The organism is Paenibacillus rhizolycopersici (assembly GCF_014947195.2).
Lineage (GTDB): Bacteria > Bacillota > Bacilli > Paenibacillales > Paenibacillaceae > Fontibacillus > Fontibacillus rhizolycopersici.
Window position 1 is genome coordinate 116944 of the sequence record NZ_JADCNN020000010.1, and the last position, 24795, is coordinate 141738.

Annotated in this window: 25 protein-coding genes; 19 read left to right on the forward strand and 6 right to left on the reverse strand. The window is 49.0% G+C overall.

Annotated elements, in window-relative coordinates; genetic code table 11:
• Positions 1-54: 54 nt before the first annotated feature.
• Together IM700_RS12945 and IM700_RS12950 are read right to left on the reverse strand one after the other, a co-directional pair.
• Entirely contained in the window at positions 55-702 is a 648-nt protein-coding gene (locus IM700_RS12945) for a response regulator transcription factor (RefSeq protein ID WP_193417538.1), read from the reverse strand.
• On the reverse strand, positions 689-1456 hold the full coding sequence (locus IM700_RS12950; protein ID WP_239483867.1) for a sensor histidine kinase: 768 nt from the start codon (positions 1454-1456) through the stop codon (positions 689-691). The genes IM700_RS12945 and IM700_RS12950 overlap by 14 nt, the downstream gene beginning before the upstream one ends.
• Before the next feature lie 1327 nt (positions 1457-2783).
• On the opposite strand from IM700_RS12950, the gene IM700_RS12955 reads away from it, so the two are divergent.
• From IM700_RS12955 to IM700_RS12975, 5 genes are all read left to right on the forward strand, one after another.
• Positions 2784-3206 (forward strand): DoxX family protein, encoded by a 423-nt coding sequence (locus IM700_RS12955; protein WP_193417537.1) that lies wholly within the window; start codon positions 2784-2786, stop codon positions 3204-3206.
• A gap of 142 nt (positions 3207-3348) precedes the next feature.
• Positions 3349-3792, forward strand: a complete 444-nt coding sequence (locus IM700_RS12960) for a VOC family protein (protein WP_239483869.1) — start codon at positions 3349-3351, stop codon at positions 3790-3792.
• Between the two features lie 122 nt (positions 3793-3914).
• A complete protein-coding gene (locus IM700_RS12965; protein ID WP_193417536.1) occupies positions 3915-5081 on the forward strand; it encodes an epoxide hydrolase family protein in 1167 nt (388 codons plus the stop codon).
• A gap of 43 nt (positions 5082-5124) precedes the next feature.
• Entirely contained in the window at positions 5125-6270 is a 1146-nt protein-coding gene (locus IM700_RS12970; protein ID WP_193417535.1) for a winged helix DNA-binding domain-containing protein, read from the forward strand.
• A 79-nt stretch (positions 6271-6349) separates the two neighbouring features.
• Positions 6350-7273 (forward strand): helix-turn-helix transcriptional regulator, encoded by a 924-nt coding sequence (locus IM700_RS12975; RefSeq protein WP_193417534.1) that lies wholly within the window; start codon positions 6350-6352, stop codon positions 7271-7273.
• Positions 7274-7360: 87 nt separating this feature from the next.
• Here IM700_RS12975 and IM700_RS12980 read toward each other — a convergent pair whose 3' ends face one another.
• Complete coding sequence (locus IM700_RS12980; protein WP_193417533.1) at positions 7361-8212, reverse strand: aldo/keto reductase; 852 nt, start codon at positions 8210-8212, stop codon at positions 7361-7363.
• A 247-nt stretch (positions 8213-8459) separates the two neighbouring features.
• Here IM700_RS12980 and IM700_RS12985 point away from each other — a divergent pair, with 247 nt between their 5' ends.
• The 5 genes from IM700_RS12985 to IM700_RS23385 all read left to right on the forward strand — a co-directional run bounded on the left by IM700_RS12985 (position 8460) and on the right by IM700_RS23385 (position 14085).
• Positions 8460-10133: a DUF6138 family protein gene (locus tag IM700_RS12985; protein ID WP_193417532.1), complete on the forward strand. Its 1674-nt coding sequence runs from the start codon at positions 8460-8462 to the stop codon at positions 10131-10133.
• 474 nt (positions 10134-10607) lie between these two features.
• Complete coding sequence (locus IM700_RS12990) at positions 10608-12656, forward strand: helix-turn-helix transcriptional regulator (RefSeq protein ID WP_239483871.1); 2049 nt, start codon at positions 10608-10610, stop codon at positions 12654-12656.
• A 69-nt stretch (positions 12657-12725) separates the two neighbouring features.
• Positions 12726-13412, forward strand: coding sequence for a DUF4386 domain-containing protein (locus tag IM700_RS12995; RefSeq protein ID WP_193417530.1), 687 nt, complete (start codon positions 12726-12728; stop codon positions 13410-13412).
• A gap of 66 nt (positions 13413-13478) precedes the next feature.
• Positions 13479-13874, forward strand: a complete 396-nt coding sequence (locus IM700_RS13000) for a VOC family protein (RefSeq protein ID WP_193417529.1) — start codon at positions 13479-13481, stop codon at positions 13872-13874.
• 85 nt (positions 13875-13959) lie between these two features.
• Positions 13960-14085, forward strand: a complete 126-nt coding sequence (locus IM700_RS23385) for a hypothetical protein (RefSeq protein WP_272491450.1) — start codon at positions 13960-13962, stop codon at positions 14083-14085.
• 75 nt (positions 14086-14160) lie between these two features.
• On the opposite strand, the gene IM700_RS13005 is transcribed toward IM700_RS23385, so the two are convergent.
• Positions 14161-14694, reverse strand: coding sequence for a TetR/AcrR family transcriptional regulator (locus IM700_RS13005; protein WP_193417528.1), 534 nt, complete (start codon positions 14692-14694; stop codon positions 14161-14163).
• A gap of 115 nt (positions 14695-14809) precedes the next feature.
• Here IM700_RS13005 and IM700_RS13010 point away from each other — a divergent pair, with 115 nt between their 5' ends.
• From IM700_RS13010 to IM700_RS13045, 8 genes are all read left to right on the forward strand, one after another.
• Positions 14810-15856 (forward strand): SDR family oxidoreductase, encoded by a 1047-nt coding sequence (locus IM700_RS13010; RefSeq protein ID WP_193417527.1) that lies wholly within the window; start codon positions 14810-14812, stop codon positions 15854-15856.
• A 180-nt stretch (positions 15857-16036) separates the two neighbouring features.
• The gene (locus tag IM700_RS13015; protein ID WP_193417526.1) at positions 16037-17293 is read left to right on the forward strand and encodes an acyltransferase family protein; all 1257 of its coding nucleotides are present in this window, start codon (positions 16037-16039) and stop codon (positions 17291-17293) included.
• Positions 17294-17492: 199 nt separating this feature from the next.
• The gene (locus tag IM700_RS13020; RefSeq protein ID WP_193417525.1) at positions 17493-18197 is read left to right on the forward strand and encodes a VIT1/CCC1 transporter family protein; all 705 of its coding nucleotides are present in this window, start codon (positions 17493-17495) and stop codon (positions 18195-18197) included.
• A 217-nt stretch (positions 18198-18414) separates the two neighbouring features.
• Entirely contained in the window at positions 18415-18996 is a 582-nt protein-coding gene (locus IM700_RS13025; protein ID WP_193417524.1) for a hypothetical protein, read from the forward strand.
• 25 nt (positions 18997-19021) lie between these two features.
• Positions 19022-19696: a response regulator transcription factor gene (locus IM700_RS13030; RefSeq protein WP_239483873.1), complete on the forward strand. Its 675-nt coding sequence runs from the start codon at positions 19022-19024 to the stop codon at positions 19694-19696.
• Complete coding sequence (locus IM700_RS13035) at positions 19693-20553, forward strand: HAMP domain-containing protein (protein WP_193417523.1); 861 nt, start codon at positions 19693-19695, stop codon at positions 20551-20553. Before IM700_RS13030 ends, IM700_RS13035 begins: the two co-directional genes overlap by 4 nt.
• On the forward strand, positions 20510-21028 hold the full coding sequence (locus IM700_RS13040) for an ATP-binding protein (RefSeq protein WP_193417522.1): 519 nt from the start codon (positions 20510-20512) through the stop codon (positions 21026-21028). Before IM700_RS13035 ends, IM700_RS13040 begins: the two co-directional genes overlap by 44 nt.
• Positions 21029-21042: 14 nt before the next feature.
• Entirely contained in the window at positions 21043-21417 is a 375-nt protein-coding gene (locus IM700_RS13045; RefSeq protein WP_193417521.1) for a YciI family protein, read from the forward strand.
• Here the strand turns inward: IM700_RS13045 and IM700_RS13050 are convergent, their stop codons facing one another.
• Together IM700_RS13050 and IM700_RS13055 are read right to left on the reverse strand one after the other, a co-directional pair.
• Entirely contained in the window at positions 21418-22191 is a 774-nt protein-coding gene (locus tag IM700_RS13050) for a SagB/ThcOx family dehydrogenase (RefSeq protein ID WP_193417520.1), read from the reverse strand. It lies immediately after the preceding gene.
• Between the two features lie 157 nt (positions 22192-22348).
• Positions 22349-23842, reverse strand: coding sequence for a peptide MFS transporter (locus tag IM700_RS13055; RefSeq protein ID WP_193417519.1), 1494 nt, complete (start codon positions 23840-23842; stop codon positions 22349-22351).
• A gap of 206 nt (positions 23843-24048) precedes the next feature.
• Here IM700_RS13055 and IM700_RS13060 point away from each other — a divergent pair, with 206 nt between their 5' ends.
• Positions 24049-24744 (forward strand): response regulator transcription factor, encoded by a 696-nt coding sequence (locus tag IM700_RS13060; RefSeq protein WP_193417518.1) that lies wholly within the window; start codon positions 24049-24051, stop codon positions 24742-24744.
• Positions 24745-24795 lie beyond the last annotated feature (51 nt).

The following is a 24795-nucleotide window of genomic DNA, read 5'->3' on the forward strand; positions in this document are numbered from 1 at the left end:
GAAAAAGTCATAAAGAGGCAGTGCCATTTCGTCATGATTTTGGTCAGGACCGGGTTATAAAGAATCCATGATTCCTGAATCTCGGGCTTTACGTGCGGCTTCCCGTCTCCCTTTCACGTTCAGCTTCGAATAAATCGTGGAGACATAATTTTTAACCGTCCCTTCACTAAGAGACAACGCTTCAGCAATGTCTTGATTGCGCAGGCCGGAGGCCAGCTTATGCAGCACGCTCATTTCGCGGGGGCTGAGTCCGTACTCATTACTCTCTGCGGCCGGGCTGTTGCTCATCTTTTTGACCATTTTACTCGCCATCTCCTGCGTGATTAGGGTCCCTCCCGCATGAACCACCCGGATGCCGGCGGCCAGGTCCTTGGGATGAATGGCTTTGAGCAGGTAACCCTCCGCACCATGACTTAATGCCGCCACTACATATTCGACTTCGCGATAGGAGGTCAACATGATAATTTGGATGGTTGGGAACCGCTCTTTAATCCGTGCCGTTGCGGCAACACCGTCCATGACGGGCATATTGATGTCCATGAGTACCACATCCGGCGGAGACTGCTCACAGCATTCAATGGCTTCTTGCCCGTTCTTGGCTAACCCCACAACCTCCAAATCCTCTTCCATCGAAAGGACAATATGGAGACTCTCCAAAATTAATTCCTGATCATCGGCAAGCAGCACTTTAATTTTGGACATACCGCATAACTCCTTTGAGTGGGATTTCACATCTAACTTCGGTGACCGTTATATTCTCCTCCTTAGAAGAAACCCGCAAGCTGCCCCCCAGTTGTTCGATCCGATGGTTCATCGTAGTCAAGCCGAAGCCGTATTCCAGCTTATCCATGGGTTTGCCATTATTTCGAATGATTAATTGCAGCATCGACTCGGAAAATCGAAGCTCCAGATCCAGTTGGGACGCTTTCCCGTGTTTGAGTGCGTTTGTAAAAGACTCCTGAATGACCCGAAGGATCGCTTGTTGCCCTTCAAAACGCAAGAGAGGCTCGGTACCGACCAGACTCAAATTCAGGACAATTCCCGTATGCTCCCGGAAACGGTCCACAAGCTCTTCGACCTGTTGTGTAAGATTGGACTCTTCATCTCCCATCTCGTGAACCCAATTTCTCATTTCGTCCAGATTTTGTTCGGTCAACTCTCTTAAACGAATTAATCGATCTTTGGCTTCGGCGGGCTTGCGATCCAATAGGGCAATGGAGGCGTCCAGACTCATGATGAGGGAGATAAAGGAGTGTCCCAGCGTGTCATGAAGTTCTTTGGACATGCGGTTGCGTTCTTCAAGCAAGGTCATTTTCTCGATCTCAGCGGCATAGAGGGTTAACCGTTTATTTTGCTGCTCGATCTCAGCGGCCATTTCGTTCTTCTGATGATACGCTTTGGCTACGAAGCTGACCCATATCCCGATGAAGCAGAATAACAGATTGTCTACTCCCATACTAAGGGTCTGCTCCCAAGATGATCCCAGGTAGGTTTGAAAAGTAAAAGGAATCAAAGTCACGGCAGGAATGATCCAGAGAGTACGTTTATTCAATAAATATCCCATTGTAAGACTCGGCAACAAGTAGTCTGCTTTTGAAGCCAGATCCGGATGGAAGACGGAGTTTATATAATAAGAACCTCCGAGCAAGAGCTCCAGGATACAAAACCATCCTTTGCTCATTCGCCGCCCAGGGAACCAGAATAGCATTGGGACGATAAATGCAATCATCAGCCAGATGAAGTTTAACCAGGTTTGGCTCGAAAGTTCACTTACGGTGAAAAACCGGGACGACAGCAATAGATAATGGTAAGAACGGAGAGCGAAGACGCCCCAGTCCATGAAAGAGAACACAGCCGGCCTCCACCACGCGAGAATGGATTTAAGGTGACGGTTGGCTTGCATAAGACGACTCCTCCTTGACAAGCATCAGTGCTCATTTAACTACAAACGGAGCGGTGTTCCGCATGCGCGTAGGACTGTTCTAGTAAGGATAACACCTTTCTCATCAGGTTGGCGACATTGAATATAAATTTGGGATTATAGGGATGACCCCTATAATGGGGGAAGTTGAACTATGTCACTGATCTTTATAGCGGCTCTCTAGCCTATTTCAATAGCACAGGCGATTAGGTAAGAGTAGATTGATTTTTCTGGGAAATGGAGATAAATTCCATCCAATTTCTTTTGGAACATACCATTGAATGTGTCAGTGACATATAGTAAGGTTATGTCAGCTTAAGCTAATGGCTTGGTAGATCACGCGCGGTCTACCAACTAAAAAATAATAAAGGAATGTCCGGACACGAGTTCTGAAAGCGCTTCCAAAAAAGAGAAGCGACAGCTGTATTTGCAGGTTGCGGAGAAAGTATGTTTGATAAGCTCCTTGCTTTAGATTGCATCCATTCCTTCGAAACCTCGGAGGCGCTGAAGACGCATCCGGCTCGTTCCAGCATGTCCGCCATAATATAATCAATCCCAATAACGAGGACAAATCAATGAGCTCAATAATAGAGCCGCCGGCCAAGGCGGCCGGTTCGGCAAGGTGCTTGTTCATCTGCAACGGGAGCATATGTACAGCAAGGAAGATCGGATGTAACCTATAGACCTCTTGAGGATTCGTTTCACAGAATCGCAAGCTATAAATCCTGACCTCCGCGAAGCCATCTAAACAGTATCATGTTTTGACATGATATAGGATTATGATGAATTCAAGCAGGAGATGGAGTCACACGGATACCAGTTGCTACGCGAAGAAGTGAACGAGATCAAAGGAGGAATAGGAATGAATACGATGATCGGAACTGAAAGTAATACGAAGGTAGGGTCCCGCCCTAGTGGAAGGATGGCCGCTTATTGGGCCGTCACCCTCATTCTCGCATTCTCGATTGCCTTAAGCGGCATCGGGCAATTGATGCGCTACGGAGGGAATGTCGAGTTAGTGACCAATATTGGGTTCCCGTTATATGTCACGAACATTCTGGGAGCTTGGAAACTGCTTGGAGTCATTGCTATCGTTATGCCGGGTTTCCCCCGGCTCAAGGAATGGGCTTATAGCGGAATCTTCTTTCTGATGACGGGCGCTGCCTTATCTCATGCGTTCGCTCATGATTACGGCGATTATGGATTTCATGTGATCTTGCCGCTCTTCTATGCCGCGCTTGCCATGGCCTCCTGGGCGCTGCGCCCGAAGAGCCGCAGACTTTAACATTCAAACGGTTATGAAATGAGTCCAGTGACAATCCTGGGCTCATTTTAGTCAACACAATAACACCGATGAACTTCCTGCATGCCTTTCGTCTATATAAGCAAGAAACAAAAAATAGACGAAAATCAGGAAAGAGGTGTCCATGAACATGATTACAAATCCATCAAGAACGGTTCAGCTTACTCCCTATATTACTTTAGAGGGACGCGCGAGAGAGGCCATTCAGTTCTACGAAGAGGCGATCGGAGCTAAGGTCATTTCCATGATTACTTACGGCGAGATGCCGGAAATGCCCAATACATTCACTGACGAATTGAAGCGTCTTGTGGCTCACGCCAGGTTAAAAGTGGGTGACGCGGAGATCATGCTTTCGGATACTCCTGGGGGTTCACCGCTGGGGGATGGTAAAAGGGTGACCATTTGCATCACGACGAACCATGTCGAGCACTCCAGAGCCATTTTCGAGGCTTTGCGGCAAGACGGCCAAATCAATGTTCCGTTTCAAGAGGAATCCTTCAGCCCTGGATTCGGCGATGTCACGGACAAATTCGGCGTGACGTTCCAAGTTTATACGGAGACTCGTTGAAACGGATCATTAAAAAAATAAAATGCACGCCAAGCACCCTGACATTATGTTGTCAGGGTGCTTCGTTTAGGATGGGTATAGAAAGCACAACAAACGAACCCATTTCGAGGAGGAAATTGTTTATGACGAATTCTAAACCCATCCTTACTGAGAGAAGCACTGAAATCCGGCCGTTTCACCTCTCTGTGCCGCAAGGAGATCTGGATGACCTTCGGAATCGTTTGGCCCGGACACGTTGGCCGGATGCATTAGGCGAGGCAGGCTGGAAATATGGGGTTTCACTCGACTATGTGAAAGAGTTGGCAGCTTATTGGCAGAAGGAATACAATTGGCGAAAATTCGAAGCTTGCATCAACGAGCATCCTCAATTCACGACAATGATCGATGGAGCCAATATTCACTTTTTACATGTCCGTTCGCCTGAACCGGACGCCTTTCCACTGTTGCTTACTCACGCCTGGCCCAGTTCGTTTATCGAGTTCTTGGAATTAATCGGTCCGCTCAGCGATCCGCGCAGTCACGGCGGCGATCCGTCGCAAGCCTTCCATTTGGTCATACCTTCCGTGCCTGGTTTTGGGTTCTCGGGACCTGTTCTCGAAGCGGGGTGGGATATCGCTCGTATTTCAAGAGCATGGGATGTCTTAATGAAGCGCTTGGGTTATGCGGAATATGGTGCGCACGGCAGCGATTGCGGCGCACTGGTGTCCAGAGAACTGGGTATTCAAAAGCCGGATGGGCTGCATGGCATTCATGTGCTGCAGCTGTTCTCTTTCCCTTCCGGCGACCCGGCGGAGATGGCGGACTTATCGGAAGAAGATCAGCAGAAGCTTCAATTTCTGGCTAATTTTCAGGAAAGGGCGGGGTTTAACTCAATCCAATCTACACGCCCACAAACCCTCTCCTACGGGCTCTCGGACTCGCCGACGGGTCAGCTTGCTTGGATTGCCGAATTATTTTGCGGCTTTGGCGACCATGTCGATTATATCGACCGGGATGCTTTCCTGACGAATGTCACTTTGTATTGGCTGACGAATACGGCGGAATCATCCGCTCGTTTGTACTACGAGAATGCGCACAACCAGGGGCGCGAGCCGCAAGGACCCAATACGACTCCAACCGGTGTGGCTGTGTTCGGAGATGATTTCAAATCGATCCGCCGATTTGCTGAACGTGATAATACGAATATTGTGCATTGGTCGGAATTTGAACGTGGTACCCATTTTGCCGCAATGGATGCACCGGACCTTCTCATCCCTGACATTCAGGCTTTCTTTCGAAGATTCCGTTAATACTGGTCTATAATGATGGTTTTCGTAGAAGGGAGATGTAAACATGGAGGCAGAGGACAAAGTGCGAAACGAAGGGTTAACAACCGAGAAGGCTACCGGAAAAGTACTGAATGACCGTGAGTTGAATCGCGCGCTGCTTGCCAGGCAAATGCTGCTTCATCGTGTTAAGCTCCCTGTCTTAGAGGTCGTCGAGAAGCTCGTTGGATTACAGGCACAGTCCCCGAATGCCCCTTATTTCGGTTTGTGGTCGCGGCTAGAAGGTTTCCGGCACGAAGAGCTGTCCCAACTGATGCGGGATAGACAGGTTGTACGTATGGCACTCCTGCGTTCGACCCTGCACCTGGTCTCTGCCCGCGACGCTTTGCAACTACGCCCTTTGCTGCAGTCCGTCATGGACCGCAGCTTAAGGGGATCCTTTGGCAAACACATTAAGGGGATAGACCTAGAAGCGCTTGCTGCGGCAGGGAGGGCAATCGTGGAAAAGGAGCCCCTGACGTTTAATGAATTGGGTAAGCGATTAGGTGAACAATGGCCGGGGCTGAATCCGGAAGCAGCAACGGCTGTGATCCGAAATCGGGTGCCGTTAGTACAAATCCCTCCTCGAGGCATATGGGGGGAGAGTGGTCAAGCTGTACATACGACAGTGGAGGCCTGGCTCGGTCAACCTCTATCCTCATCGCCAGATCTAGATGGGCTCATTCGAAGTTACTTGGCCGCATTCGGACCTGCCACTGTCAGGGATATTCAAGTATGGTCAGGACTTACGCGAATCCATGAAAGGATCGAATCTCTTCGTCCGCATCTGATCACTTTCCGAAATGAACGAGGCGAGGAGTTGTTCGATCTGCCGAATGCCCCTCGGCCCGATGCCGATTCGCCGTCTGCACCGAGATTTCTAAGTGAGTTCGATAATATGTTGTTGTCCTATGCGGACCGTAGTCGAATTATGAATGAAAACGACCGCAAACGTGTATTCACGTCGAACGGAATCATCCGTGCAACCCTCCTCATTGACGGCTTCGTAGCCGGAACCTGGAAGATGACTAATGGGCGTGGAGGAGCTGTTCTGCATATCGAACCCTTCCGCGCACTTTCTAAACGAGAATTAGATGCTCTATCTGAGGAGGGGGTTCGTCTGCTTTACTTCGCAGCCCCGAATGCGGCTACCTCTGATCTTATTTTTCACTAACCCGTTGGATATAGGAGGCTTCGGTATTTGAAGGTATAATAAGGCCAGAGATTCGAATTCCCGCACCGGAGGTCGTGATATGAAACTGGACCGCTTGCTTGCGATTACGATGACATTGTTGAATCAGCCCCGCGTCAGCGCTACGGACATGGCCAAGCGATTTGAGGTTTCACTGCGAACGATTTATCGCGACATGGAAGCAATCAATCAAGCGGGAATCCCCATCGTGTCTTTTGCCGGATCGGATGGAGGGTATGAGATTATGCAGGGCTACCGATTGGAGAAGCAGGTATTATCCTTGGATGACTTCTCCTCCATCTGCTCTGCCTTGCGAGGGGTACGTTCCGCGACCGATCATTCCGAAATCGATCGATTAATCGAGCGGATTGGTGCGTTAATGCCTGAACAGAACATCACCAGAGACCCGATTCATGTGGATCTCGATTTCAAGCCGGCCCCCAACGATAAAGTGCATATCGCTCCGTTACATCAGGCCATCAAAGACCTTCACCTCATTTCATTTACCTATCTGGATAACAAAGGTTCGGAAACCGAGCGCACACTGGAACCGATGGGGCTGTTCCTTAAGGGATATATTTGGTATGTCTATGGCTATTGTCTGACACGGAAGGATTTCCGCGTATTTCGCTTGTCCCGTATCGGGGAGCTGAGGATTTTACCGGAACATTTTGTGAGGCGAAACTATACGCTGCAGGATGTCGAACAACAGTTCATGAATCGAGCAGATTTCAAGAAGGTACGGGCGGTACTCCGCTTTCAACCGGAAATGAAGACACGGGTGCGCGATGAATTCGGCTTCGATCAAGTCCTCGTCAATTCGGACGAAACCTTGTCACTCATCACCTATTTCTCGTCCATGGAACGGGCGCTCCAGAAAATCCTGAGTTACGGCAGTGGGGTAAAGGTGATAGAACCCGCGGAATTAATCCTGAATATGCAGCGTCAAATCGAGAAGATGTCTGAGCTCTATGGCAAAGACTGAGATCTAGATAAAAGAGGGTGCCCCGAATGGCAGAGCGATTGCTCTGCTTTCGAGGCACTCTTTTCTGTTTATTTTATCGTTCTAGGCTTACAGATCGATTTTCCAGTTGCCCATCCTTTTAGCGACTTCCGGATCGCGGTACGATAAGAAAAGACTTTCCCGAGTATCCAGTGCGGCAATTTGATCCATATCCTCAGGGCGGAGCTCAAAGTCGAAAATGTTGATGTTTTCGGCAATCCGCTCTTTGCGTACTGATTTGGGGATCACAACGATCCCCTGCTGAACCAGCCAGCGCAATACGACCTGGGCGACGGATTTGTTGTGTTTTTCCGCGATCGAGTTCAATACTTCGTTGCTGAACAGATGATTGAGACCTTCAGCGAACGGGGCCCAGGATTGGTGCTGCACGCCTTGTTCCTTCATAAACGCGGCGCTCTCGACCTGACGGTAGAACGGATGAGTTTCGATCTGGTTGACGGCAGGCACGATGACGTTATGCACAATCAAGTCCATCAGGCGATCCGGCAGGAAGTTGCTGACTCCGATCGCTCTGATCTTGCCTTCGCGATACAGCTCCTCCATCGCACGCCAAGCGCCATAGTAATCGCCAAATGGCTGGTGAATCAGGTACAGATCGAGATAGTCGAGCTGCAGCTTCTTCAGGGATTTGGCAAAAGACAGCTTGGCTTTCTCGTAGTCGGCATCCTGAACCCAGAGCTTGGTCGTGATGAACAATTCCTCGCGCGGAATCCCGCTGCGCTTGATCGCGCGTCCGACCGCTTCCTCGTTGAGATAACCGGAGGCGGTATCGATCAGGCGATAACCCGCCATTAGCGCATCATATACGGCATTCTCGCATTGTTCCGCATCGGGAACCTGGTAGACACCGAAGCCGAGGATCGGCATTTTCACTCCGTTGTTTAAGGTTACGGTTTGCATGGAAACTCCTCCTTAGTAGCTTTAATTTATCGGCAATCGGCGGGTTTACTCATCCTGCCGACTTGCACTACAGTCAGGTTACTGCCTTCGTGTTACACGAAGTCAACCGACTGTAGGAAAAATTTTCGGAAGTTAATAAAATGCTCCTCAAGAACCAAATCATCGAGCGCTTCTTTACATCCCTGTCTAGTCGCTAATAGGATAGAAAGAGGAAATATTTAGGACTTACATTGGAAGGAGGGCGACCATGAACACGTTGCAGGAAGAAGCGTTAGATGAGATGAGAACGGAGATTGATCAATGGTTCAACAGTCAGGAGAAGCGAACGGACTTAGAGGGTACCGTCAAACGCACCACGTTGCAAATCGGCACCTTTAATGGCATCACGTTGGAGTACCAGCCGCATAGAATCATAGTTGACAGCTTGGACTTTGGATGGGATGCAGCAGGCGACGAGATGGAGAAGGCGTCCCCTTTTACACGGGACCAAGTACTGAATGAGGTTCAGCCTCGTTTGGCGGAGATCGTCAAGGAGAGGCTGGACAAGCTGGCAACGTCGCCGCTCATCGATTACCGCTTCACTTTGACAGGAGTGTTCGCAACGAAGGACGGGCCTGTGAGGATAACGATACTGGAGAGCGTATTTGAAGAGAAAAGGCAGCAGCTGTTGGAGCGAATACAGACCTATATCGAGAATAAGCTGGAGAAAGGTTCGTACCCGACAAAGCCGCTGGAAACCTTCTTCTTGACGCGTCATCTGCTGGACCCGAATTTATTTCACGACGTGGAAGCCGGAAGGCTGATTCATATCTTTGATCGAATTCAGGAACTGAACAAAGGACGGACGCAGGCGCTCGCGGAGCATCGAGGTTCTATCATTCAGGCATTGACGGTTTGGGCCGAGGAGGTCTTCCTGCCGCGTTATTACCATATCACCCGTTCCGAATACAGGGCCAATGAGTATGAGATCAAGCCGGATGCTGCCTTGGAGAACAGGGAGGAACCCCATCCGCCCATCGACCTTCTCTTGTACGGAGCGGGGATGATTCTTCGCTACGAACCTAACTACAGCAAGCCCAGAGGACAAACCTATTTGGAATTGGCCGCGCGGCTTGGCAGCGCCAAAGCCATACGTATGTTGAAGGAGGGCAGCGACAACTTCTTACCGGAAGACGTTCACTTGCGCCATGAGTTGACGGAGTGCCACGCGAACGATGTTTTTTCCCAGATTACAGTTGTGATCCGTAAGGAAGAAGCCGGAGCTTACGAGCAGGCGATTTCCTTTATTCTCTCCCTGCTGCGTAAGGGCTTCTCCAAAAGCTACAAAATCAAACTAAAATCAAGCGTGAGAGAGGGATTGCCCATTAAGGGACTTGCCAACTCGGATACGCATCGTTTCTTTGCGAATGCGCTGGCCTACACCGAGCTGCATCCATTACTAGAGGAATATGCCCGTGAGGCGATGGGAGAGTTCGAATGGTATGGCGATACGGAAGGGGAAAAAAGTGTCATGCCGGGCAGTTACGCCGTATTCGGGTTGGGACTTTCAAGCGAACGTTATTTCCCACTGATTGAAGCTTACATGGCCCTTGTGGACGAGGAGCATCAGCTGGTGCAGGATAAGTTCACGGCGGCTTTTGCCGATACCTATGGTATAACGGAACGCTCGACTCCGGTCTTGGTCGCTTGCCTCAGACGCTCTCACGATTCGCTGAAACTGAAGATTCAATCGGAGCTGGAGAGCGAGGATAAGCTATCGCTGTTGGTGAAGCAGGTAGAGGCGCTGCCAAGTTACGAGGTCGAGCGGGTGCTGTATCCGATCTGGGGCAAGGCGGAGAAATGGGTTTCATGGGCTCGCAAGGCACAGTCACCGCGCAAGGAATTGCTGCTTCGCTTGCTAAAGGCAGCGGGTATAAACTGACGGATTAGACAATAGGCAAAAGTGCGGTTCGCAGCTCGGTTGATAAAGGGTGCCTGAGGGTACCCTTTTGATTTCACCCAATTCGAGGTTACGGTAGTATTATAGATTCAATACACCTTAGAGAACTGAGAGGAACGACCTAAACATGCCGATCCAATACCGACGATATGAAACGCTGACGGATGCTGCTCTGTTGGAAGGGGTATGGGAACACCGCAAGACATTTAGGAGGAAGACAACATCATGAACAGCATTTATTCATTCGGAAATATCGGATACTGACTGTAGTCCAAACGCTCCAGAAAATCTATGAGATGAAGGCATGAAGAACAGCCTCCCACATTGATGGGGGGCTGTTCGTGTTGTTATAATAATGACATGTCAAACCCAATAATTGCCACCAAATTCTATATTCCTGCCCCTAGGTCGAGAACGGTGATACGCCGGAGGTTAACGGAGAAATTAAACAAGGGTTTGTACCGTAAATTAACCCTGATCTCTGCACCGGCGGGTTATGGAAAAACGACGTTAGTATGCGAATGGCTATCCGATTGCGGGCGGCCAGCGGCATGGTTATCGCTTGAACAGGGAGATACCGAGCTCACGCGATTCTTAACGTATTTGATTTCCGCTCTCCAGACGATAGAGGAGGAGATAGGCGCGGGTGTGCTTTCCATCCTCCATTCCCCGCAGCCGACACCAACGGAGTCGATCCTAACGGCTCTTCTTCATGAACTTACGGCCATAGCTACTCCATTTCTCTTGGTCCTTGACGATTACCATGCGGCGAGCTCGAGAGAGGTCGACGAGGCGGTGGAGTTTCTTCTCGATCACCTTCCTACACAGATGCACCTGGTCTTAACGACCCGCGAGGATCCTTCACTTTCATTGCCGAGGTTGCGGGTTCGGGATCAATTAACGGAGCTTCGCGCTGCCGATTTGAAATTTACAGAATCTGAAGCCGAGAACCTCCTTAACCAACTGATGGATCTGCAGCTTTCCACGGATCATATTATCGAGCTGCAATCCCGCACCGAGGGATGGGCTACCGGGTTGCGGATGGCTGCTCTCTCTATCGAGGAGGACCACGATGCCGAGCGGCTTCTTAATGCCTTCTCAGGTAATCATCATTTTGTCCTGGATTATCTTGTGGATGAGGTTCTGCAGCGTCAGCCTGAGGCCGTACAGCATTTTCTCCTGAGGACCTCTCTCCTGGACCGTATGTGCGGATCGTTATGCGATGGCTTGATGCTTCACCCTGAGTGTTCCGGGAATGAAGTGTTGCTTGAGCTGGATCGAAGAAATTTGTTTGTTATCCCCCTCGATCCAGAACGACGGTGGTATCGATATCACCATTTGTTTGCGGATATCCTTCGTAGGCGGCTGTTGGATCATATCCATGCGAGCGAACTCTCTGAATTACACCAGCGGGCAAGCCAATGGTATGAAGAACATGGTTTCGAGATCGAAGCGTTTCATCATGCCATAGAGGCTCGGGATGTTGAAAGAAGCTGGCGTCTGCTTACAGGCAATGGAATGCCGCTGCATCTGCGCGGGGCGGCAAGAATGACGATCCGCTGGCTGGATTCGCTGCCTGCTAAGGAACTGGATGCGCGGCCTGAGTTATGGGTGTACTATGGTTCTGCTCTATTAATTGCAGGTCAACCGACAGGGGTCGAGGGCAAGCTTCGAGCGGCCGAGATCGCATTGGAGAGGGCGGAACAGGACGCCGGCGTCAGGGACCTGATCGGATGGATAGCGGCATCCCGTGCAACCTTAGCCTCATTACGTTTGACAGACCAACAGGATGCTGCGGAACCCAATCTCTATGCTGCCGAAGCGGCAATGCAAGTCTCGGAGATCGAGGATAAGACGGAGGCTCTGGTCGGGTTAATCGCGCCTGTTAGGAATGCCGGGATTCGTGAACCGGACGCACTAGACCAAGTCATCCTCCAATCTCGCCGCGCGCTGGCTTATTTGCGACCGGAACATCTTCCCGTTCGGACGGCATCCGCTTGGATGCTGGGCGTCGCTAGTCAGCGGCGGGGGGATTACGAAGAGGCTTGCGAAGCTTATAACGAAGTCATCGCAAACTCCCAAAGGATGGGCCATCAACTGATGGCAGTCATGGCGATGATCGGAATCGCTCAGATTAGAGAAGCAGAAGGGCGGTCTGATTTGGCGGCGGAGCAGTACCGGGAAGCTGTAAGGAGATCGGGTAATCTGCAGCATCCAGCTAGGAATGAAGCAGAACTTGGCCTGGAGCGCGTGCGCCGTACGCTTGAGTCCGGGAGTAAGGCGAACGGGATCGAGCCGCTAAGCCAACGCGAAATGGAGGTGCTGCAGCTGATTGCCGAAGGACTCTCGAATCGGGAAATCGCTGAGAAGCTTTACTTGGCACTGGATACGGTGAAAGGCCATAACCGTAGGATTTATGAGAAGCTCCACGCACAACGACGCACGGAAGCGATCGCCCGCGCCCGCGAACTCAATTTAATCAACAACCCTACAAAACCACACTAAAGTGTCTACAGGCTCTCCTCTCATCAAGTTATACTGCTCTTAAATCGCAATGAGAGGGGATCAGGCAGGATGAAGGCAGAACGTGTGGCGGGGGTCTTATTTTTCGTATCGACAGGTGCATTTCTTGTGGGCAGCGGGATACTGGATCCGATTTTACATCGAACAGATATACTGGTCGGTGTAGGTTCCGATCGAACGAGCTTGTTTGTAGGAGGGTTCTTGGAGTTCATTAATGCCATTGCGGTTGTGGGAATTGCTATGCTGCTGCATCCGACGTTAAAGAAATATCATGAAGCGTTTGCGTTCGGCTACTTCGCTTCCCGGGTCATGGAGTCGGCCATACTGATGATCAGTTTAATTGGGCCGCTTCTTCTTCTCGCGTTAAGTCAGCAGTCCGTATCCGCTGGGGTAACGGGTGATGCCTACCAGCAGACCTTAGGGAGTTTAGTGGTGGAAACCCATGAGTTATTATTTGATATCGCCATGCTTGTGCTAAGTGTAGGCAGCTTATTATTTTGTTCAATTCTTTATCAATCAAGACTGGTTCCACGATGGTTGTCTGTGATCGGCTTCATCGGGTATGCGAGTTTGTTAGCGAGCAGCTTTCTGTCCCTGGGCGGCCTGGATGCGGTTGGGATCCTTTACCTCCCCGGTGCGATCTTCGAAATCGTTTTACCGGTATGGCTCATCCTGAAGGGATTTCAACTGCAACTGCCAGTCTCGGCATCTGTTTCTTCCGAAAGAACTCATCGATGAATCTGGCAAATGGATATCGTCTAAATAGATGAGCATTCGAAAAATAAGTAGTAGGAGCTGATGAACATGAAGAAAGCGGGATGGGCGAGCCCAATTACCGAAATCACTTTGTTTGTAGAAGATCTGCAGCGGTCGAAGGCGTTTTATCAAGGGACGCTTCAACTCGCGATTCATTATGAAGATGCTGATTGCGCCGTATTTGATTTTGGAAACACCTGCATTAATCTGTTACATCAAAACAATGCCCCGGAATTAATTGAGCCGGCTCAGGTTGGTCGGAGCGGAGAGGGGACACGGTTTCTGTTCACGATTCAAGTGCCAGACGTTGACCGGGTCTGCACCGAACTGGAAGAGCTAGGCGTGAACTTGCTAAATGGTCCGATCACACGTCCGTGGGGGCGGCGCACCGCTTGTTTCGCCGATCCGGACGGGTATGTATGGGAGATTGCGCAGCTGCTCTAACCTATCTTTAATAGATAAGGAAAAATTCGATGGTCGAAAGAAATAAGATTCCGATAGAGATATCGGAATCCGAGGAGTGATTACCTTGTTGGAAACGCTACGGCAACAATACGAGTGGATTCAAGCCGCAAGGGAGAACCTGTTTATTTTCTTGGAGGAGCTCGGTTACCCTCCTCCTGTGGATGAAAGATTAGGCGGATTATTTACCTGAACCGACAGCCCCCACCTTGCGAGGTGGGGGCTGTCGGTCGCCTACGGTAAGAATACCTTCTTCCTGCCGAAAGCTTTATTTGTGAAAAAGGCGGATGAGGGAGGAGATCTCCTCCAAAGTCTCCTTTTGGCCGTTCTTGATCCACATCACCCAAATTTCGAAAACACCCGCACTCATAAAGTGAATCCAATAGTCTCGTTTCGCGCCTGTCCAGTCCGGGAAAGGTATGATTTCATCATAAAATTGGGCAATATGGCGTTTGAAAATTTGATAAAGCAACTCGGTGTACCCACCTTCAATAGCAGTTTGAAAATCACCAGATAGAGCAAGGAAAAAATTCGTCAAATCGGTCAATTTCTGTTGATGACTTGTTTGAAATGCTATTTTATGAAAAATGTCCGCGAATTTAGGCTCGTAGTATTCCTCCAATACTTGTTCAAGACTCTCATAGTTTCGATAAAACGCCATTCGACTGACGCCAGCCTTTTTGACGACTTCAGAAATCGTTAATTTGGATAACGGTTTGTTTTGTAAAAGACCAAGCAATGAACCCGTGATCCATTCTTTCGTGTCTTTTCTTATGGTTTGCGCGTGTTCGGTTGCTGCCATAACACTTCCTCCGTTCTGTCACATATGCTTGTTTCTTGCTTGCCTTTGATCCTGTTCAATCATATTATAATGTAAAAACGTTACAAGTGTAACGTCTGTTAAAGGAGTATTCAAGATGCTAGAAAATCAAAACCCCTTAGTTCTTGTAACCGGAGGTTCAGGATTTATCGCCGTTCATATCATTTTGAAATTACTGGAGAGCCAATATCGCGTGAGGGTGACGCTTCGTACAATGAACAGGCTAGAGGAAGTAAAAGCGATGTTAGCGTCAGGCGGACTGACGAATTTTGAAGATTTATCATTTATTCAAGCGGATTTAACTTCGGATAAAAACTGGAGTTATGCGGTAAAAGGAGCCGATTATGTCATCCATGTGGCTTCTCCAACCCCCAATAAAATTTATAAAAATGAGAATGAAATGATCGTGCCGGCTCGCGACGGTGTTTTGCGTGTATTGAGAGCAGCACGCGATGCAGGGGTCAAACGTGTGGTTCTAACTTCTGCCTTCGGAGCGATTGGAGTAGGGCATAGGCATCACACAGGACCGTATACCGAAGAGGACTGGTCCAATGTAGATGCGAAGATTCACCCTTATCAAAAATCCAAGACCCTTGCTGAAAAAGCGGCTTGGGAATTTATCCAACAAGCAGGGGATGGATTGGAACTCGCCACCGTGAATCCTGTTGGTGTGATGGGGCCCATCCTAGGTAATGATTATTCTCATTCCAATGAAATCGTTCGCCAAATGTTAGAAGGCAGGCTGAAAGCAGTTCCTAAAATTTATTCGGATTATGTAGACGTCCGTGATGTAGCAGAGTTGCATCTCTTGGCTATGACACGTCCTGAGGCCAATGGGGAGCGGTTTATCGCTTCTAGCGCAGAGAATTTATCGACGTTAGAAGTCGCAAATATTCTAAGGAAACATCTGGGGGAAGATGCTAAGAACGTGCCGAAGGGAGAGCTTCCAAACCTAGTCGTTCGTGTCGCGGCGGTTTTCAATCCTAAACTAAGAATGATAGCCTCACTCTTGGGTCAAGATATGTCGACGAGTAACCAAAAGGCCAAACGGTTACTCGGATGGACGCCACGTTCGGCGGAAAAAGCAATTATCGCAACGGGAAAGAGCATGGTGGAGATCATTAAGAGGCAAATCAGGGCATAAAACAGAGGAAAACGATAGGGCTTACCGTAATAGGGGGGCTCTTTTTTTTGTTATTATGTATTTTTCATCCCTAACCCTCAAACCGTAGGAGGATTTTTCCTTGACGTATGGAAAGATATGAAGTACCCGCGTGGGTGATCCGTTCGGGGAGTCAATGATGGAAATGAGGAAATTGAACTGATGTCACAGATTCGGTTAGGCAATACCCGATTAACAGGGGCGGATGGCGTTCGCGCGATCGCTTGCTTGTCTGTCATCCTACATCATTTGTCACAACGTCTAGCGATGCCCGCGCAAGAGAAATGGCTTCAAGAAGTGCAGTCGGTTGCCCTGCTTGGGAATAGCGGGGTCAGCTTGTTTTTTGTGTTAAGCGGATTTTTGTTGTCATTCCCTTTTTGGAGTGCTTACTTGGAGAAGGAGTCATTTCCGAGCATCCGAACGTACACGAAGCGCCGCGCTGCGCGTATTATGCCCGGCTACTATGTTTCGTTCCTGGTTTGTCTGCTCCTCACCTGGAGCCTGAGCATTCCTACGGAGTTCATGTGGCGGCGAATCCTCACGGGTTTCACGTTTACGGCGGGCTTTCACTATACCACGTTCTTTCCGTCCGACTTGAACGGTCCGTTCTGGTCGATTAGCTTCGAGGTTTTTAGCTACGTGCTGATGCCTTTGTTTATGGCTATCTTGTTCCTGCTCGGCAAGCGACGTTCGTTTGGAAAGGCCATGTTATTCTGGTTCATCGCGTTCGGATTGGTGCTTGTTGCCAACTCGCTCGTTCATCAGTGGTTTACGCCAAGCGAGAACGGTCGGGGTTGGGACTTTGGTCAGATTGGCGGGGCAAAATTCTGGATGCCGAATTACAATCCAATCGGATTCTTCGGCCACTTCACTATCGGCATAATGGCGGCAGGCGTAACGGTAGCGATCATGCAGCGCGGTGCCGACATCGAACGATTGCGTAAGCGCGGGCTGTTTGACGCCGTCGGGGCAGCCGCTTTGGTGCTTGCGGGCTTGCTGATCTGGCGCATGCGTCATCTCGGCGAATTTGACTTCAGCCTCCAGCAGCAGCCGTACTATTTCCCGACGTATGCCATTTTGTTCGGTATTGTGCTGTTGTCCGCACCGTTCAGCTTGGGCTTAGGGCGTTGGCTGGATAATCGGTTGTTCCGATTCATCGCCAAGATCTCATTTGGCCTGTACATATGGCACTACTTATTTATTATTTTGATCGAAAAATACGGCATTCCGGACTATCACTATTTCGGCATCGAAGACGTGGGGCGATGGCTCGCGATCAGTGGTTTCGTTGTCCTCATCTCGTTTGTTGCTGCAACGATTTCTTATTATCTCATCGAGCAACCGTTTATCAATTGGTCGAAAGGCAAGCCGTTCTTTCGGCGTAAGCGGACGGAACCGAACGAAGTTCATGTCGCATGAAGAAGTGATTATCGACGAACCTGCCCTTGGCAGGTTCTTTGTCTTCGTTGATAGCGCCAGGAATCATATCCTTGACGGAAACATCGGTTCGGGTGTGCCGCTTCCTCTCATGGGTCCTGACAGTTACATTCATAAAGGGTTCACACGGTGGAGATAAATAGGAAGAATGCAAACTGATGCATGGAAAGGGCGGTAAAATATGGGCGATTCGGTAGACAATCAACACATTGAAAAACATTTTGCATCATCCGATCTGATTCGGGATATTGTCATTGGCATGGCGGACGGACTAACCGTTCCCTTTGCGCTAGCTGCCGGATTGTCGGGGTCCGTTTCCGGTACGGATATTGTTGTAGTAGCCGGAATCGCAGAAATCGCGGCGGGGTCGATTGCGATGGGATTAGGCGGCTATTTGGCTGCGCGAACGGATCGTGAACATTACGCGACTGAATTAGAAAGGGAACGCCGAGAGATCCAGGAGGTCCCGGAGCGGGAAAAGGAAGAGGTCGCAGATGTGCTCAGAAGATGGGGGATCCCAGAATCAAACGTCCAATCGGCCACGGATTCCATTAGCCGGGACCCGGACAAATGGGTTGACTTTATGATGAAGCACGAACTCGGACTGGAAGAGCCGGAACCGAAAAGGGCCAGAAATAGTTCCATAACCATCGGCTTATCCTACATCATTGGCGGATTGATCCCGCTATCTCCCTACATGTTCATCCATCAAGCCAATACGGCGCTAATGACTTCAGTGATTGCAACCTTAATCGCATTATATGTATTCGGCTATGTTAAGGGGCGGTTTACTGGATCCAAGCCATTTAAAAGTGCATGGCAAACCACTCTTGTAGGAGGAGTAGCGGCGGGGATTGCCTTTTTCATAGCCAATATCATATCCTAGCGTGTAGCCCTTGATCTTATCGGTTTTTCGGGACGCTTATCAGCATGAACGCCAGGAAGGGACTCCTTAGGGGGTCCTTTTCAATTTGCCCTTTGTCGCTCCCCCGCAGAACACATCATCTTCACATATTCTCATGAAAATTGAAAGAAAATTGGGGTCTATATTCAAAGTAGAGATTAGCAGGGACAATCAATGGGTATGAGGAGGATTCCTGGTTATGAGCAAAAGTAAAAAGGTGTGGATTCTCGCCCTCGCCGCGATGGCAGCAGCCTTGTTTCTCATCGTTTATCAGATGTTAGTGGTGAAGGAGATACCGGGATATCGCCACAGACCGGGTCCGGCGGAAGAGATATTCAAATCGTTAGGTACGGTTACGGTTTTTGTTGGAGCAGGAGGCTTCAGTTGGCTATGGTTCAAGAAACAACGCAAAGCTCCTCAATGGATCATCCGGAGAGTCGGAGCCCTGCTGCACCGAGTGCATCAGCCTCTTGGATGGCTGGCCTTGGGACTGGTTGCTTTTCACGGGGGCTACTTCCTGATTACGGACATTCAAAACCGCGATATCTATTCGGGTATCGCCGCGTTCCTCATTTTGCTAGCAATTGCAGGATACGGCTTCTTCATCAAAAGAATTCGCAATAAGTGGATGCGCCTCGTTCACCGCTCGCTAGGGATCGCATGGGTACCTGCACTGTTTATTCATGCGGGAGGCTCTGCTGTTATGGCCACATTCCTAACAATTATGGTAGGCGTATTGATGTGGTTTTTTGGTAAAATAAAGGCAAAGCAGGCGGGTTAATTACGCGTTCGAGGTGGCGGAAATCATGCGCACGATTTATCTGGTTGAGGATGAAGAGCATCTTAATCAACTCCTGAAGAAATATTTGGAGAAAGAAGGGTACAAGGTCGTCACGTTCTTCGAAGGCGAATCGGCACGGCAACGAATTGCCGACTTGCCCGATTTGTGGATATTGGACATTATGCTTCCGGATATGGACGGGTATCAGCTCATCAAGGCGATTAAAGAATTTAAGCGTCAAACCCCCGTTATATTCATGTCGGCAAGAAACCAGGAGCTCGATCGCGTAGTCGGCTTAGAGTTGGGGAGTGACGATTACTTATCCAAGCCATTTTTGCCTAGAGAGCTGGTCATTCGAACCAACAAATTGCTGCAGCGCCTAGACGTCAATAAAGCAGAAAATTCGCCGGAATTACGGTTGGAGGATTATCGGGTTGACCAGAGGCAAAGAACCGTCTACGATCATGATGACGAAAAAATCAGTCTGACCAATAGAGAATTCAATCTGCTGCTGTTTTTTATTCAGAATCACAATACCGTTGTCACCAGAGAGCAGATTCTTGAAAAGGTCTGGGGCGATCCCTACTTTGGCTCTGACCGAGTGGTTGACGACACGATCCGACGATTGAGAAAGAAGTTGCCTAGAATGAATCTAGAGACCATCTATGGATTTGGCTACAACTTGGAAATGAAAGGATGAGAATGAAATCCCTTACCCTGCGAATATGGGTCATTCTGTCGATCGTCATTTTGATCATCGCGTTGGTGACTTCACTGGCTTTTATGTTTGTTACGAATGGTTTCGAAGATGACGATGCCAAGCATCTACTGGAGCTTACGCATCAGATCGTACTGGATTCATTAAAGGACAATCCTGGGAATGAAAGTACGGTCGAAGCTGCGGGTCACCACTACCGACATTTTGTATTTAATCTGACGGATGGGCAACTTACGCCTATTTTAGGAGAGGCGCAGATCCCGGATCCTTTAGTGAACCAATTGGAGAGCCTAGTTAACCAGGATAAAGGGCGGGTAACAGACGAGACGATCGGTCGGACTCACTATCTCCTTCGAATGAGTCCGATTGGGGAGTCGTCCTACCTCATTTCCTATACGAACACCGATGAGCGCGAAGACATACTCAAGATCATCTTCATGGCCTTACTGGTCACCCTGTTGAGTTTGCCCATTTCGAAGTTGATTGCTAACAATATAGCCAAGCCGTTAAAGAAGCTAGAGGCATACACGAAACGGGTTGCGAATAAAGAGTGGAATAGTGAACTTGAAATCAGAAGCAAAGATGAGATCGGGAGATTGGCTATGGCTATGAAAGAAATGAAGGACGCCTTAAGAATAGCGGATGAGGAAGAACGGAAATTCCTGCAAAGTGTTTCGCATGATTTAAAGACGCCGGTCATGGTCATAATGGGTTATGCTCAAGAAATCATCGATGGGATGTACGAGGATTCTCCAGAGGAGTCGGCGACCATTATCAAGAATGAAGCGACTCGTTTTGGAGAAGAAGATCAAACAAATTCTATACTTCAATACGCTTGACTACGTCCTAGATAATGAAAAGGAATATGAAGAATTTTATCTCGATAAGCTGCTAACTTACCTCGTCACAAATTTTCAAGCGGTAAACCCGGAATTAAACTGGAGCTTAGCGTTGAGTATCAAGCAGGCCGCCATCTTTGGCAGCCAGGATCGGATACGTGTGTCTCTAGAGAATGTGTTGGAAAATCAGCTTCGATTCGCTAAGAAGACCGTCGAAGTGACGCTCATGGATTCGGAGCGGTTTTGGGTCATTGAAATCAAGAATGACGGCCCCTCCATTTCGGAACAAGATATCCATCATATCTTTAAATCCCTCTATAAAGGGTCTAACGGAAACTTCGGTCTCGGTTTAAGCATCTCCAGTAAGATCATTAACTACTACGGAGGAAGCATTACTGTGGAGAACCATGATGGTCGGGTGTGCTTTAGGATCTCTTATCCTAAGAGCGGTTGGAGAGATCCAGATTATAAATGAAGGAGGAAGGAAGAATGAAATTTCTGTGTTTGGGTTACTTGGATTCAACCCATATGGATGGTCGCCCCAAGGAAGAAATCGAGGCGGTCATGCAGAAGTGTCCGCCTCACCTCGAGCAACTCTATAACAGCGGTCAAGTGATACTAGATGCGGGTCTCTCCCCCAAAACGAGGCGCTTGCGCCGGGCAAACGGTGCGATACAGGAGACGGAAGGTCCTTTTGCCGAAGCGGGAGAGACGATAGGCAGCGCCTTTCTGATCGAAGCTCGGGACATGGAGGAAGCAGCCCGAATAGCCTCTTTACATCCGGCAGTACAGGTTGACGCAGGTGAGCTTTTTGGATGGAGGATCGAGATCCATCCAGTCCACTACTTCAAATCTACAGAATAGTCATTCTTGGGTCGAAATTCGCTTCTTCCCTACAGCCCCGAGGAAAAGAACGAATTCATCCTCTCCGTCTAACCCTAACACCTCATCGATGAGGTTTTGGTCATAGATCCCGATCGCGCAAGCCCCGGCATCAATCGATTCGCTTGCCAGGTAAAGGTTCTGGGAGACATGACCAATATCGATGAGGATTTTTTTGTGCGCGGAGATATCATATTTCCATTCCGAACGGTAGGGAATCGTACTCCATGCGAACAGGACAGCCGCTTTTTTCGTAAAATGGGGGACAAAGGGCTGCTCTAAGGTAATCGCATCAATTTTTCGATCCATTTCGTCCAGCTCAGACACAAACAAGAGCTTGTGCTCGACCGGTAGGTATCGGTAAATTCCTTGGCGGATGCCCTCTACCCGCATAATGAAAAGATAAGTTTCAAAAGTATGGGTTGCGCCGCTGCACGGTACCGTACGAAGGGTAAGTCCGGTCTTCGTGGTACTCGTAATGCCTTGAGTCGCCCATAAGAGATAGGATAACTCCTCAAGCTGTAAACTTTCCGCCGAATAAAACCGGGTACTTCTTCGGTCCTTGATGCAATCATAAATATTTGATCTACTGACAACCTCCTCGCTTGGCTCCGGAAGGTTAATCATTTCGGTGGAAGAGGAGTAAGGCTTCACGATCGCAGGTTGGGGTAAACCCTTTATCTTATCCGTTTTCACATGTTTAAATTCAAGAAAGTTGGACTTTAAGAAATTTCGTTGCTGTTCATATCGTCCCATGCTAGATCCTCCTAGGATATTTCTACTCGTTAAAAAGTATACACCTCTAGGTCGGCGAGCTTGTGATATGAATCACGTACTCGTTCTCAGATCGAAAACGGCGATCCTCCGCTCTCGGAGAATCGCCGCTCGTCTTGCTGATCTATTGCACTGCGGGTTATCGTATTCCCTTCATAAACCCCTGGATTTTGGAGGAGAAGGAGAAGAGTAGAACGCTGAGGAGGATGGCCGCTCCTCCAATGACGCCAAAGTACGCCATTTCGGTGTCGGGCGAATAAAATTTAACCACTTGCGCATTCATCGCTTGGGCCGCCGCGCTGGACAAGAACCATAAGCTCATGGTCTGGGCGGAGAAAGCGGAGGGCGCCAACTTGGTCGTTGCCGACAGTCCGACAGGAGACAAGCACAATTCTCCTAGCACCACGATGAAATAACTCAGCACGAGCCATAACGGATTAACCAAGGCATCCTCGCCGCCAAAGTAAGCCGGTAAGAGGATGACCAGGAAGGATAATCCGGCGAATAACAAGCCAAAGGCGAATTTCTTCGGGATCGATGGCTGCCGTTTGCCGAGCTTCAGCCAGAACCAGGCAAATACGGGAGCTAGCGTGATAATGAATAATGGATTTAAAGATTGAAACCAAGCGGGTGAAATATGAATTCCGGCAAAATCCAACTGCGTCCGCTTATCTGCGTAATTGGCCAGAATGGTCGACCCTTGTTCTTGAATCGCCCAGAACATGATCGCCGCAATAAACAGCGGAATATAAGCAATGAGTCTGGAACGTTCAACGCTTGTCGTGCGTGGGCTGCGGTACATCACAATAAAATAGGATGTAGGAATCACAATCCCCAGAATGCCTACGATTACGATAAACGATTCAAAGGTCAGCCAACCTAATGGGATGGCGATGGCGACGATCGCAGCAAGAAGCAATACGCTGATCCCGATTCGGCGAAACACCTTTTTTCGTTCATCCGGTGATAACGGACTAGGTACGAATGTGCCTGCAAGGCCGAGGTTTCTTTTTCTCGTATAGATAAAGATAGCTAATCCAAGGAACATGCCGACGGCAGCAATGCCGAAGCCCAAGTGGAAATTGTAATCCATGCCGACGGTGCCTACAATGAGCGGGGAGAGGAAGGCGCCCAAATTGATCCCCATATAGAAGATGCTGAAGCCTGCATCCCGGCGCGAGTCTTGTTCACTATAAAGTTCTCCGACAATGCTGGAGACGTTGGGCTTCAACAAGCCCGTACCCAATACGATCAGAACCATGGAAACAAAAAACAAGGAGACACTTCCTGGAATAGCCAGGGCAATATGCCCCAGCATGATGAATATGCCGCCGTAAAATACCGCTTTAGATGCCCCGAATACCCGGTCCGCCAACCAACCGCCAATAATTCCGGACATATACACAAGCGAGCCGTAAATGGACATAATGGCGAGAGCCATGCTCTCCTCCATGCCGAGTCCGCCTTGACTCAATTCGTAGTACATATAATAAACCAGAATCGCTTTCATTCCATAGTAGGAGAAACGCTCCCAAAACTCCGTGAAGAACAGGGTAAACAATCCCTTGGGATGCCCAAAAAATCCTCGTTGCGGAACGCTCTCCACAATCTTTTGCTTGTTTAAGTCCGTCATGCTGTTATTTCCTCCCTAGGCGGCAATCAATGGTGTGCTTGAAATGCAAATGCACGGTACTAAGAATCAGAATACCCAGTAATGGCCGTTTTCAACTGGATACGAAAAAACAGTATAACACACGTAGGATGGGCTTAACTATAAGATTGGTTGCACCCTACTTGCTTAACCCCCCAAAAGAATATAAGGTGAAGGGGGTGAATGCAATGAACAAGAACGTAAAGATATTGGTTGTTGAGGATGATAATGAAATTAATCAATTATTGTGCGAAGTGATTGCGGGTAGCGGCTATGTTCCGCAACCGGTGTACTCTGGCACGGAAGCCCTGTTGTATTTGGAGAAGGAGCAGGAATGGAGCATGATTTTGCTCGATTTGATGATTCCGGGCCTGAGTGGCGAAGAGCTTCTTCAGCAATTAGGACCGGAACGACGGCTTCCTGTGATTATCATCTCTGCCAAGGGGGAGCAGCAAACGAAGGTTTCTGCCTTACGCATGGGAGCGGATGACTACATCACGAAACCGTTTGACGTTGAAGAAGTAGCTGCAAGGATCGACATTCATCTTGGCAGATATAGACGAGTCGCGGCACCCGATCCGATCCGTCAATTGACGTTTAAAGACATCCGTCTGGACGTAGATGCGAAGAAGGTGACAGTGAACGGTACCGATGTTATTTTAACCGCGAGGGAATTTGCCATGCTGGAACTCTTGATGACCCATCCGAAGAAAATATATACGAAACCGAATCTGTTTGAAGCGGTATGGGGAGAGGCTTACTTGGGCGATGACAATACCCTAACCGTACATATGAGTAATTTAAGAAAAAAATTGGCCCAGGCTAACCCAGAGGCCGAATATATTGAAACCATCTGGGGGATGGGGTATCGATTGAAAGGGTGAATTAATAGTTTCTTAAGGTTTCGGTTAATCTTCTATTAGGATCTTGTGGTT